The 12,104-nt window shown below is 66.1% G+C and carries 13 protein-coding genes; 8 read left to right on the plus strand and 5 right to left on the minus strand.

The features are described 5' to 3' along the window. Positions 1-3: 3 nt before the first annotated feature. Both FCS99_RS09425 and FCS99_RS09430 read right to left on the minus strand, forming a co-directional pair. On the minus strand, positions 4-621 hold the full coding sequence (locus FCS99_RS09425) for a CoA pyrophosphatase (protein ID WP_138511865.1): 618 nt from the start codon (positions 619-621) through the stop codon (positions 4-6). After that, positions 608-1,183, minus strand: coding sequence for a DUF1285 domain-containing protein (locus FCS99_RS09430; RefSeq protein WP_233352731.1), 576 nt, complete (start codon positions 1,181-1,183; stop codon positions 608-610). Before FCS99_RS09430 ends, FCS99_RS09425 begins: the two co-directional genes overlap by 14 nt. Before the next feature lie 84 nt (positions 1,184-1,267). Here FCS99_RS09430 and FCS99_RS09435 point away from each other — a divergent pair, with 84 nt between their 5' ends. The 4 genes from FCS99_RS09435 to FCS99_RS09450 are packed head-to-tail and all read left to right on the plus strand — an operon-like array spanning position 1,268 to position 7,955. Beyond that, positions 1,268-2,266: an AAA family ATPase gene (locus FCS99_RS09435; protein ID WP_138511867.1), complete on the plus strand. Its 999-nt coding sequence runs from the start codon at positions 1,268-1,270 to the stop codon at positions 2,264-2,266. A gap of 3 nt (positions 2,267-2,269) precedes the next feature. Beyond that, on the plus strand, positions 2,270-3,166 hold the full coding sequence (locus FCS99_RS09440; RefSeq protein WP_138511868.1) for a DUF58 domain-containing protein: 897 nt from the start codon (positions 2,270-2,272) through the stop codon (positions 3,164-3,166). A 5-nt stretch (positions 3,167-3,171) separates the two neighbouring features. After that, positions 3,172-5,898, plus strand: a complete 2,727-nt coding sequence (locus tag FCS99_RS09445; protein WP_138511870.1) for a DUF4159 domain-containing protein — start codon at positions 3,172-3,174, stop codon at positions 5,896-5,898. Further along, complete coding sequence (locus FCS99_RS09450) at positions 5,895-7,955, plus strand: glutamine amidotransferase (protein ID WP_138511872.1); 2,061 nt, start codon at positions 5,895-5,897, stop codon at positions 7,953-7,955. The genes FCS99_RS09445 and FCS99_RS09450 overlap by 4 nt, the downstream gene beginning before the upstream one ends. A 95-nt stretch (positions 7,956-8,050) precedes the next feature. Here the strand turns inward: FCS99_RS09450 and FCS99_RS09455 are convergent, their stop codons facing one another. Continuing rightward, positions 8,051-8,689 (minus strand): HEAT repeat domain-containing protein, encoded by a 639-nt coding sequence (locus FCS99_RS09455; RefSeq protein WP_138511874.1) that lies wholly within the window; start codon positions 8,687-8,689, stop codon positions 8,051-8,053. A gap of 135 nt (positions 8,690-8,824) precedes the next feature. Here FCS99_RS09455 and FCS99_RS09460 point away from each other — a divergent pair, with 135 nt between their 5' ends. From FCS99_RS09460 to FCS99_RS09470, 3 genes are all read left to right on the plus strand, one after another. Continuing rightward, positions 8,825-9,013, plus strand: a complete 189-nt coding sequence (locus FCS99_RS09460) for an NF038104 family lipoprotein (RefSeq protein WP_138511875.1) — start codon at positions 8,825-8,827, stop codon at positions 9,011-9,013. Between the two features lie 104 nt (positions 9,014-9,117). Continuing rightward, positions 9,118-9,618 (plus strand): DUF3313 family protein, encoded by a 501-nt coding sequence (locus tag FCS99_RS09465; RefSeq protein ID WP_138511877.1) that lies wholly within the window; start codon positions 9,118-9,120, stop codon positions 9,616-9,618. Between the two features lie 152 nt (positions 9,619-9,770). After that, the gene (locus FCS99_RS09470) at positions 9,771-10,328 is read left to right on the plus strand and encodes a hypothetical protein (protein WP_138511879.1); all 558 of its coding nucleotides are present in this window, start codon (positions 9,771-9,773) and stop codon (positions 10,326-10,328) included. A gap of 1 nt (position 10,329) precedes the next feature. Here FCS99_RS09470 and queE read toward each other — a convergent pair whose 3' ends face one another. Then, a complete protein-coding gene (gene queE, locus FCS99_RS09475) occupies positions 10,330-10,962 on the minus strand; it encodes a 7-carboxy-7-deazaguanine synthase (RefSeq protein WP_138511881.1) in 633 nt (210 codons plus the stop codon). After that, positions 10,959-11,672 carry a 7-cyano-7-deazaguanine synthase QueC gene (queC, locus tag FCS99_RS09480; protein WP_138511883.1) on the minus strand — a complete coding sequence of 238 codons (714 nt, stop codon included), beginning with the start codon at positions 11,670-11,672 and terminating at the stop codon, positions 10,959-10,961. Before queC ends, queE begins: the two co-directional genes overlap by 4 nt. 38 nt (positions 11,673-11,710) lie before the next feature. Here queC and cutA point away from each other — a divergent pair, with 38 nt between their 5' ends. After that, on the plus strand, positions 11,711-12,040 hold the full coding sequence (gene cutA, locus FCS99_RS09485; protein ID WP_138511885.1) for a divalent-cation tolerance protein CutA: 330 nt from the start codon (positions 11,711-11,713) through the stop codon (positions 12,038-12,040). Positions 12,041-12,104: the final 64 nt, after the last annotated feature.

Genomic DNA, 12,104 nt, shown 5'->3' on the forward strand with positions numbered 1-12,104 from the left:
GGTCTATCCATATAGCCGGTCGTGCAGGGATTTCAGCATGCCTGCAGTGGCGCCCCAGATATAGCGGTCTTCCCAGGGCATGGCATAATAATGGCGCATCACGCCCTGCCATTCGCGGGCATGCTTTTCGTGATTCGACGGATCCATCAGGAAGGAAAACGGCGTTTCGAACACATCCGCGACTTCCCCCGGATCAGGTTTCACCGTGTAGCCGGGACGCAGCACACCCACGAATGGCGTGATGTGAAACCCGGTCCCGGTGCGGTAGCCGTCGAACCGGCCGATCAGTTCCACATGCATGGCGCCGATCCCGACCTCTTCCTCCAGCTCCCGCACGGCGGCATGGGCCGGGCTGGCATCGCCCGGATCGACACTGCCGCCGGGAAAGGCGATCTGGCCGGGATGCTTGGGCAGATGGGCCGCCCGCTCGGTCAGCAGGAGGCGCGGCGGCCCGCCATGCAGGATCAGCGGTGCCAGCACGGCCGCCGAGCGCAAGCGTCCCACCGGTTCCGGGAAGCCGCCATTGAGATCCCCATCGCCACGGGACGGCGCGTCGAGCGGCGCATCGATCGGATCGAGACGGGATTTGAGGCGGGCGATCAGCGCGTCAGCGTTTTCCATCGCCCTCTCCCAGCGCGAAGAATTCGCCGCCACTCCACACGCCCATCACGCCATCCTTCTCCTCGGCCAGTTCGGCGAGTTCATAGAAGACAGGCCGTGCCATCAGGGCATCGAGACGCCCGCGCACCCGCACCAGCGGGGTCGGCTCACCGGTTTCCTCATCGAATTGCACATCAATGGGATGGTCCGGTCCGGCCTCGGCGAGATCGCCCATATTGGTCGTGAAGACCAGGGACTGGTCGCGCCCCTCGCCCACGGCATCCACCCGTGTCGCAATGAAAGGCGCGGTCTCGACCGTGATGCGGATCTTCTCGACCGGGGTGACCAGATAGGTCTGCCCGTCCTCATCCTTGCGCAGGATGGTGGAGAACAGCCTTACAAGACGGTCACGTGTAATCCGCGTGCCTTCGTGCCACCAAGTTCCATCGCGCTTGATGACCATGTCCATCTCGCCGCAATAGTCCGGGTGCCAGCGGTCGACCGGCGGCAAGCCGTCTCCCGCATCGCGGGCGGCCTTGAGCAGGGACTGCATCGGATCAGGGTTTGGAGCGGTGGAAGGCATGGACAGCTTTCGTGTGCAACGCCATGCTCGTTTCGAGCATTATGGCCTATAGATCATGTCTGTATCGCAAGGGAATGTAGGACGATGACCGACACGAATGAACCCGGGGCGGAGCTTATTGCTGAAGCCGATGCCGCAACCGAGCGACTGAAAGCGGTCAAAGAGTCCATCGGACGGGTGATTTTCGGCCTCGAGGACGAGATCGAATTGTGCCTCGCGGCCATTCTCGCGGGCGGCCACACCCTGCTGGTCGGCGCGCCGGGCCTGGCCAAGACGCGCCTTGTGCAGACGATCGCCATCGCCACCGGCCTGGACACCAAGCGCATCCAGTTCACGCCGGACCTGATGCCGGCCGACATTCTTGGCTCCGAAATCCTTGAAGAGAGCGATGACGGCAAGCGTCATTTCCGCTTCCTGCCCGGCCCGATCTTCTGTCGCCTTCTGATGGCCGACGAGATCAACCGCGCCAGCCCGCGCACCCAGGCTGCCCTGCTGCAGGCCATGCAGGAACACCATGTCACCGTCGCCGGTGAGCGCCATGACCTGCCCCAACCCTTCCACGTCCTTGCGACCCAGAACCCGGTCGAACAGGAAGGCACCTATCCGCTTCCGGAAGCCCAGCTGGACCGTTTCCTTCTGCGCGTCGACATTCCCTATCCCAAGCGCGAGGCCGAGCGCGCGGTGCTCCTGGCCACGACCGGCGCCGAAGACATGGAAGCCGTCGAAGTCCTCAGCCCCGAGGAAATCCTGAAACTGCAATCCCTGGTGCGCCGCATGCCGGTGGGTGAGCGCGTCCTGGAGGCGATCCTGGACCTGCTGCGCCTGGCGCGCCCCGATGACAGCGATGTCGACGCCGTCCGCGAAGGCGTGGCCTGGGGCCCCGGCCCGCGTGCCGGCCAGGCCCTGATGCTGGCCTGCCGCGCCCGCGCCCTGCTGCGCGGCCGCCTCGCCCCGTCCACCGAGGATGTGGCGGCGCTGGCCGAGCCGGTGCTGAAACACCGCATGGCCCTGTCCTTCGCGGCGCGCGCCGACGGCCACACGCTGGAAGGCCTGATCAAGTCGCTGGCGGACCGGGCCGCCTGATCCATGTCCCAGGGCACGGACCGTCATACCGAGGCCCGGGTCGTTGCGCTCCGCCATGAAGGCGAGGATGCCGCGGCCCGACTGCCCGCCCTCATGGCCGAGGCGGATCGCATCGCCGCGACCGTCGCCCAGGGTGTGCATGGCCGCCGCCGGTCCGGCATTGGCGAGACCTTCTGGCAATACCGCCATCACCGTCCCGAAGACGGACGCGCCGCCGTCGACTGGCGCCAGTCGGCCAAGTCCGACCAGCTTTTCGTGCGCCAGAATGAGTGGGAGGCGGCCAATACGGTCTCGCTCTGGCGGGATGGCTCGCCCTCCATGCAATTTGCCTCCGGCCGCAATCTGTCCAGCAAGGCGGATCGCGCCGCGGTCTGCCTGATCGCTCTCGCCGCCCTGCTGACCCAGGGCGGGGAGCGGGTGTCCGTGCTGGGCGAGAGTGCGATTTCGCGCACCGGGGCTCTGGGCCTGGAACGCGTCTCGCGCCGCCTGGTGACGGGACCGGGCTCCGCCGCCTCGGTGGAAGCCCCCCATGTCTCCCGCCATACGCGGATCGTGCTGGCCAGTGACTTCCTGGACCCGCCGGAGACCTGGCAGGCGCGCCTGTCGCGCTTTGCCACCATGGAATCCAATGGCGTCCTGCTGCGGATCGTCGACCCGGCGGAAGAGGACTTCCCCTATGCCGGACGCACGCGGTTCGAAGCGCCGGGTTCCGGCGAGACCCTCTTGTTCGGCCGGGCCGAAGAGGCCCGCAAGGCCTATCGTGAGCGCTGGCAGGAACAAGGCGAACGGCTTACCGCAATGGCGCGCCAGTTCGGCTGGACGCTGATCACGCACCGGACCGACCGGCCGGCGACCAGCGCCGTGCTGAGCCTCTACAAAACCCTGGCACAGGACGTCTGACCGTCATGTTTGCGTTCGGCCCCCTCTCCTTTGCCGCCCCGCTGGCCCTGATCGGCCTGCTGGCCCTGCCGGCACTCTGGTTCCTGCTGCGGGCCACCCCGCCGGCGCCGCGCCGGGCGATCTTCCCGCCCCTGCGCCTCCTGCTGGGTGCACCGGATGACGCGGAAACGCCGCAGCACGCGCCCTGGTGGCTGATCCTGTTCCGCCTGCTGATTGCCGCCCTGATCATCATCGCCCTGGCCCGCCCCGTCTGGACGCCGCCCAGCGTCGAGAACGAGACCCGCCCGGCCCTCATCGTGCTGGACAATGGCTGGGCCAGTGCATCCGCCTGGACTGATCTGCAACGCGAAGCCGGCCGGCTCATCGACGAGGCCGACCGGGATGGTCGCCCGGTGGCCCTGGCGACCACGGCCGAAACCGGACAGGCCCATCCCACCCTGCGCCTGTCCGACGCCGACACGGCCCGCAGCATTCTGGAAACCGCCCGGCCGCAGGCCTGGCCGACCCGGCGGGACAATCTGGCCGACCGGATCGATACGGCCCGCGAGAATGGCGAGATCGACGGCGTGCTGGCCGTGACCTGGCTGAGCGACGGGCTTGCGTCCCCCGAGGATGCCCGCCTGGCCCGCAGCCTGTCCCAGCTGGGGGATCTGACCATTCTGGAACCCGACAGCGGCCGGGCCGCCCTGGCCCTGGCACCGCCGGAAACCTCGCCGGACGGGTTCACGGTGGAAGTCCGCCGCGCCCCGACCGATCTGCCGCGCACTGTGGGCATCACGGCAATCGGCAGTGATGGCCGGGCCTTGGCCCGCCGGGATGTGACGATCGAAGCCGATGCCGGATCGGCCACCGCGAACATCGCCCTGCCGCTGGACCTGCGCAACCGGATTGCCAGCCTGCGCCTGGATGGCAGCACGTCCGCCGCAGCGGTGCACCTGCTGGGCGATAGCTGGCAGCGTCCGCGTGTCGGCCTGATCGAGCTCACCAATGATGAGGGCCAGCCCCTCCTCTCCGACCTGCACTATATCGAGAGCGCCCTGACCAACCGGGCCGAACTGGTCCGCGGTCATCTGGATGATCTCCTGGCGGCTGAACCCGCCATTCTGGTGATGACGGATGCGGCCCGCTCCGATGATGCCCGCATCCAGGACTTCGTGAACCAGGGCGGTGTGCTGATCCGCTTTGCCGGACCGCGCCTGGCCGCCCGAGGCGATGAGCTCCTGCCGGTCGATCTGCGCCAGGGCGGCCGCCTCTTCGGCGGTGCGCTGAATTGGGAAGAGCCGCAGAGCCTGGCCGATTTCCCGTCCGGCTCGCCCTTCTCCGGCCTGCCGGTGGACCGCTCGGCCACGGTGGACCGCCAGGTCCTGGCCCAGCCGGGCTCAGCGACACCGGACAAGGTCTGGGCGCGCCTGGAAGACGGCACCCCGCTGGTGACGGCGGAACGCCGGGCGCGCGGCTGGATCGTGCTCTTCCACGTCACGGCCAGCCCGGAATGGTCCGACCTGCCGCTGACCGGTCTCTTCCCGCGCATGATGCAGCGCCTGATGGGCCTGGCCCAGGGCGGCGCCGTCTCGGCTCCGGCCAATGGATCCTGGGTGCTGGACCGTGCCCTGGATGCCCAGGGCCAGCTGGCGAATGCCCCGGCCTCGGCCCGCCCGATCAATGCCGCGGCCTTTGACACGGCCCAGCCCGGCCCGGAGACGCCGCCCGGCCTCTACCGGCTCGGACCGGCCTCTGCCGCACTCAATGTGATCGACACGGACACTCGCATCGCCGCCCTGTCTCGCGATCTGCCTGGCGCGGTCTTTGCCGGACTGGACGGTCCGCGCCCGATCCGTTTCACCGCCGGATTGCTGGCCGCGGCGCTGGTCCTGCTGGCGCTGGATGTCCTGGTGGCCCTGTTGCTGGCCGGACGGCTGGCCAATTTGCGGATTGGCGGCCTGGCGGCTGCGGTCCTGCTCGGTCTGGCCGCCCTGCCGGGAACGCCCCAGGCCGGCGCCCAGGAAACACAAGGCGATGACAGTTTCGCCATGGAAGCCGCCCTGGCCTTGCGCTTTGCCTATGTCCGCACAGGTGATGCCGCGCTGGACCGGCGCAGCGAGGCCGGGCTGACCGGTCTGGGCCGCGAGATCACGCGCCGCAGTGCCATGGAACCCGACGCGCCCATGGGCGTGGATATCGACACGGATCCGCTGCTCTTCTTCCCGATGATCTACTGGCCGGTGACCGAGGATGCCCAGCCGCTGGCGCCGGAAACGGCGGAGCGAGTGAGCGCCTATCTGCAATCGGGCGGTCTGATCGTGTTCGACACACAGGACGCCGATGTCGCCATGCTGCGCGCCGGCGCGCCGCATCCCGGCCTGATCAATGTGCTGGAAAGCATCGATGTGCCGCCCCTGGCGCAAATCCCGCCGGATCATGTCCTGACCCGCGCCTTCTACCTGCTGCAGGAATTCCCCGGACGCTATTCGGGCAGCCCGGTCTGGGTGGAAGCCAATCCGAACGGCGCCTCGCGCGATGGCACATCCGGTGTGATCATCGGCGCCCATGACTGGGCTTCGGCCTGGGCCCGGGGCGAGCGCGGAGAAGCACTGGCTCCCGTCGAGGGCGGTGAACGCCAGCGCGAAATGGCGACCCGGTTCGGGGTGAATATCGCGATGTATGCGCTCACCGGCAATTACAAGGCCGACCAGGTCCATGTTCCCGACATTCTCGAGAGGCTGGGCCAATGAATGCGACCGTGACCGCCCTCGATTTTGCGCCCCTCCTGCCCTGGCCGCTGATTGCCGGGCTGGCGGGTTTCGCCCTGCTGGCCACCCTGGCCGGCGCCCTGCAACGCCTGTCCGGCTGGATCTGGCGCAGCCTGGCCATTGCCGGCATCACACTGGTGCTCGCCAATCCCTCCCTGGTGGAGGAAGACCGAGATCCGCTGGCCGATGTCGCCATTCTTGTCACCGACCGGTCGGCCTCCATGGACATTGGCGGCCGCACCGAGGCGGCGGACGCGATGGGCGATGCCCTGCGCCGGGAAGTCGAAGCCGATCCCCTGCTGGACCTGATCGAGGTGGAAGCCACGGAAAGCGCGGACGGCACCATGCTGTTCGACGGGGTGAATGCCGCCCTAGCCAGTGCCCCGCCGGACCGGATTGCCGGCGTGGTCGTGGTATCGGACGGCCAGGTGCATGATGCACCGGCCGATCCGGACAGTTTCAATCTCGACGCCCCGCTGCACCATGTCATGACCGGGGATGTCTCAGCCGGGGATCGCCGCCTGGTGATCGAGGAAGCGCCCCGCTACGGCATTGTCGGCAATACGGTCCAGTTCGTGATCCGCGTGGAGGACGATTCCATGCGCGGCTCCGCCATGGTCTCCTTCCGCTTCGAGGGCGGAGATCCGCAGACCCACCGCATCCCGATCGGCCAGTCCACGCGTGTGGAAGTGCCGGTGGAGCGCCGCGGCCAGAATGTCATCGAAGCCGAAGTCGAGGCAGGTCCGCAGGAACTCTCCCTGATCAATAACCGCGCTGCGGTGAATGTGAATGGCGTGCGCGACCGTCTGCGTGTGCTGCTGGTCACCGGCGAGCCGCACAATGGCGCCCGCGCCTGGCGTGACCTGCTGAAGTCCGACCCGTCGGTCGACCTGGTCCACTTCACCATCCTGCGGCCGCCAGACCGCCGTGACGCGACGCCGGTGGACGAGCTGGCCCTGATCGGCTTCCCGGTCCAGGAGCTCTTCGTGGAGCGCCTGAGCGAGTTCGATCTGGTCATTTTCGACCGCTATCGCCGGCGCAATATCATGCCGCCGCTCTATTTCGACTATATCGCCCGCTATGTGGAAAATGGCGGGGCGTTGCTGGTGACGGCGGGTCCACCCTTTGCCGGGGCGCCGAGCCTGTACCGCACGCCCTTGGCGGCCGTCCTGCCGGTGCGCCCGACCGGCTATATCACCGAGAACGGCTTCACGCCGGAGACGACGGATACCGGCCTGCGCCACCCGGTCACGGCCGGGCTGGACGGTGGTGAGGACACGCCGCAATGGGGCCGCTGGCTGCGCCATATCCATGGCACCGCGCTGGGCGGGGAAACCCTGCTGGAGACGCCGGACGGCGATCCGCTCCTGGTCGTGCAGCGCTCCGGGGAGGGCCGCGCGGCGATCGTGATGAGTGACCAGACCTGGCTCTGGGCCCGCGGCTTCGAAGGCGGCGGTCCCTATGCGGAGATGTTCCGGCGTGTGGCCCACTGGCTGATGCGCGAGCCGGAACTGGATGAGGAACGCCTGACCGCCTATGCCACGGATGGTGAGCTGCACGTCGACCGGGTCACCCTGGCCGATCAGGCGCCCCCGCTGGAGATCACCTGGCCTGATGGCCGCACGGAAACCTCGAGCATGGCCGAGATCGGCAATGGCCGCTACGAAACCAGCCTGTCGGCGGAAGGTTCCGGCCTGGTCCGCCTGCGCTCGGGCCAACTGACCACGGTGGCCGCCCTGGGCCCGATCAATCCGGCGGAATATGCCGATCTGCGCCCGACCCGTGACGTTCTGGAGCCCTTCCTGGCCGCAAGCCAGGGCGGGAGTTTCGCGGTCGGCGATGGCGCGGATGCCAATCTGCCCAGCTTGCGCCGCACGCGGGCCGGCTCCGATCAGGCCGGCCGCAACTGGCTCGGCCTGACCCGGAATGAGCGCTATATCGTGCGTACCTCCTCACGCACCCCGCTCCTGCCGGGCCTGCCGGTGGTGCTGATCCTGTCGACCCTGCTCGGTTTGGGATGGTGGCGCGAGGGCCGGTAAGAGAACGCCCGATTACCAAGGAATAGTCTGTTGCGCCGGATCTCAAATCCGGGCTCTTGGCTCCACAGCTCTTGGGTGCGCTCGGTATCAAACTGTCACTGATCCAATTCCATCAGGAAATCTTTCGCCGCTGCGGACAGGCTGAGTGTTTGGTTGAAATTCGACCGCGATGGCTCGGCAAGACAAGCTGGGCTTTCATAAAAGAGCATCTCGCTCAATCGCTCCACCATATTGGGCGAGGGTTTCGCGACAGAGATCAGGTTCGCCAATCTGGTGTGCCCTGACCCACATCCAGCAACCATCGGCTCGCTTGAAAGCAAGTCGACACCGCCTCGTGCTTTGAGCTGATGGATTCTTCGCAACGCATTCCAGCGAACCCAGTCATCACTATCCGCCAGAAGCAGTAGGGCTGCGCCTACAGTTTCCTTATCCGCCGAAGACGCCACGTCGAGAAAGGCATCCATCCCGAAAAACCGGACTTCGCGAATGTCTGAGCCCAGCAAGTCTTTCACATGAGACTTTAGCGCTATTGCCACCCGCGGGCTTTCCGCAAGTATCCACGCGCCTCCAATTTGGTGTTCAGGATTAGCCGAATTGAGTAGGTCGAGAAGACGTTGAAACGGGATGCTTTTTCCCAGCATTGGGCGAACATCATTGAGCAGGGGCCCGATATCTCCCTCATGCCGGATTATCGTGTCTATCAAATCTGATTGCGTCTCATCTTCTTCGATCACGGATGCAACCTTCAAACCAAATACACTACTGCACGCGACAGAATAGAGGCACCCGCCAGAGCTCTCCAAGCATATCTTCACACAACAGAAACCCTGTTTCTGCCATGAGTGATCAACACTCACCGGAGACACGCCATGCGCAAGGCTCGCGCCCTGATCCTCATCCTCGCTCTTGCCCCCATGCTGCAGGGCTGTCTTGTCGTCGGTGCGACCGCCCTCGCCGCAGATGTGGCCGTTGGCACGGTCGGAGCCGCGGTCGACGTGACCGGTGCGGCCATCGATGTCGTCACGCCGGACGGCAAGGATGATGATGACGACCGCTAGCCGGTCCTGCCATCCGCGCTTCCTTTCAATGGTTTCATTTCACCTTCCCTGCGACCTCTGCTAGCCTTGCATGTGAGGGACGGGTCGCAGTTGAGGAGGCGCACATGAAGCGCACCATTACCGCCTTTTTTGCCATGGCTGCTCTGGCAGCTCCGTCACTGGCCAGTGAGCCGGTATCCATTTCCGAGATTCGCATCGGTGACGAACTCCAGGAAAAGGCCGAGGAGTACGGCCAGCGCGAGCTGGACTATCTGGCCACGCAGATGCGGGAAGCGCTGGAACGCGAACTCGCCGGTCATCTGGGTGAGAACGGGATGAGCCTGGATGTCGTGATCCTCGACGCCACGCCGAACCGCCCGACGATGGAACAGTCCGCCTCCCGCGGCCTGCACATGTCGTCCATCTCTGTCGGCGGGGCCAGTCTGGAAGCCCATCTGTTCGATGCCCAGGGCAATGAGCTGGAAAGCTATGCCTATTCCTGGCGCTCGCACAGCATTCGCGATGTGGTCGGCTATGCCACCTGGACCGATGCCCGTCGCGCCATTCGCCGCTTTGCCGATGATATCGGTGAGAGCGTGGATGAAATGGAGGGTTCCGGTTCCTGATTTCCGGAGCACAAGCATCTGAAGAACGGGGCGTTTCCAGGCGGAACGCCCCGTTTTTCTTGCGCGCTGCACAACAAGCTTTGCTCTGCGGCGGCCCCGTCGCGTGCTAGGCTGAAGCCACAAAAGGGGGACACGATCAGGAGGAACGCATCATGCGCATTCTCGCCAGTGTCCTAATGGGGCTGACTTTTTCATCCCAGGCCCTCTCACAGGACGTTTTCGACGCCCAGTATGAGAGCCTGGCACCCGGCTCGATCGAGATCGGCCGTATCAGTTATTCCGAAGACCTCCGCCACAAGGCCGCGTCCCTGGGCGAGGACGAGCTCGTCCGGCTGTCCGGCTATCTGCGGGATGATTTGCAGGCCGCGCTGATTGCCCATGACTGGCACGGCGTCTCGCTGCGGCCCACCGTGTTGAATGTGACGCTGGAGGATGTGGTCCCTAACCGGCCAACCCTGACCCAGCTGCAGCGCATGCCCGAGCTGAGCTATGCGAACCACACGCCGGGTGGCGCCGAACTCTCGGCTGAACTGGTGGATGAGACCGGTTTCGTGATCGCCCGCTATGAATTCAGCTGGATCGACCCGGACGCGGACAATGATGCCGGCTCCGGGGTGTGGACCGACACCCGCACGGCCTTCGGCCGCTTTTCCGAAGCCCTGGCGGAAAGCCTGGGCGAGGCGCCCATGCCCGGTGCGTCCGGCAGCTAGATCAGTCGACGCCGATCCATTTATGGGTCTGCAGGCTGAGCGCCCAGGTGGGATTGGCCAGACAATACTCGAAGGCGGCCTGGGCGTTGGCCATCATGTCCGGCCCGTCCATCGGCTGCAGCGAGAAGCGCTGGAAGTCCCAACCGGTATAGGCTGCCGGGTCGAGGCCCGGCTGCGGATAGACCAGTTTGAGCTCATGACCGGAAGTCTGGACGACCTTGGCCGTGCCTTTCGGACTGACCGTGATCCAGTCGATCCCGTCCGGCGCCGCAATCGTGCCATTGGTCTCCACCGCGATCTCGAAACCGGCTTCGTGCAGGGCGTCGATCAGCGGCGGGTCAAGCTGCAAGAGAGGTTCGCCACCGGTGCAGACAACGAGTTTCCGGCCCGGCGCATCCGGCCAATAGGCGCTGACATGATCGACCACATCCTGCGGCGTCGCGAAACGGCCGCCGCCGGGGCCGTCCATGCCGACGAAATCCGTGTCGCAGAAACTGCACACCGCATCGGCGCGGTCGCGCTCCAGCCCGTTCCAGAGATTGCAGCCGGCAAAGCGCAGGAAGACCGCCGGCCGTCCGGCCTGGCCGCCCTCGCCCTGGACCGTCAGGAAGGCTTCCTTGACCGAATAGCTCATGCCGGCACCGAACCGGGCCAGGCCTGCCAGCCCTTGGCCCGCAATTCGCAGGCCGGACAGGTGCCGCAGCCATAACCCCAATCATGCAGCTCACCGCGCTCGCCGCGATAGCAGGTATGGGTTTGCGTGCGGATGATCCCGACCAGATCCGGCCCGCCCAGCGCGTCGGCCAGGGCCCAGGTCTCCGCCTTGTCCAGATGCATGAGCGGCGTGGCCACCTCGATATCCGTGTCCAGCCCCAGCGTGAGGGCCGATTGCATCGCATCCAGGGTCTGGCGACGGCAGTCGGGATAGCCGGAATAGTCCGTCTCGCACATGCCGCCGACCAGAACGCCATGCCCGCGGCGATAGGCCAGCGCCGAGGCCACGGTCAGGAAGACCAGATTGCGACCCGGCACGAAGGTGGAGGGCAGACCCGAGGCTTCCATCTCGATCGCCCGGTCGGCCGTCAGGGCGCTCTCGGCGATGGCGCCATAGCCGGTCAGGTCGATCACGAAATCCTCGCCCAGACGGTCACCGCCCGGACGGGCCGCCATGGCCTGGCGGACATCCTGTCGCGCCCGGAGCTCGACACTGTGGCGTTGGCCATAATCGAAGCCGACGGTTTCCACACGCTCATACCGGTCCAGCGCCCAGGCCAGACAGGTGGCAGAGTCCTGCCCACCGGAAAACAGGACAAGGGCGGATGCGGAGGTCGATTGGGTCGTCATGAGCGGCTTATATAATGAGAGCAGAGGGGATGACCATCATGCGTTTTACATGGATCTACACCACCTGGCCGGATCCCGCTTCGGCCGAGGCCGCTGCCGGGGCGCTGGTCGAGGCGGAATTGTGCGCCTGCGCCAACATCCTGCCGGGCATGACCAGCGTCTATCGCTGGCAGGGGGAGATCGAGACCGCGCAGGAATGCGTGATGATCCTGAAGACGACCGAGACCCGGGCCCCGGCCCTGCGCGACCGCATCATGGCGCTGCATCCCTATGACACGCCCTGCATCCTGGCCCTGCCAGTCGAGGCTGCTGCCAGCGCCCCCGATTTCCTCGCCTGGATCGCCGAACAGACCGCCGTCCGGACGTGACACTTCGTTGAAGTTTCGGTGAAACCTTTTTCCCGTTCATGCTTCAGAAGGCGCCCTCCGCGAA

The sequence above is a fragment of the Maricaulis alexandrii genome, from assembly GCF_005871165.1.
GTDB lineage: Bacteria > Pseudomonadota > Alphaproteobacteria > Caulobacterales > Maricaulaceae > Maricaulis > Maricaulis alexandrii.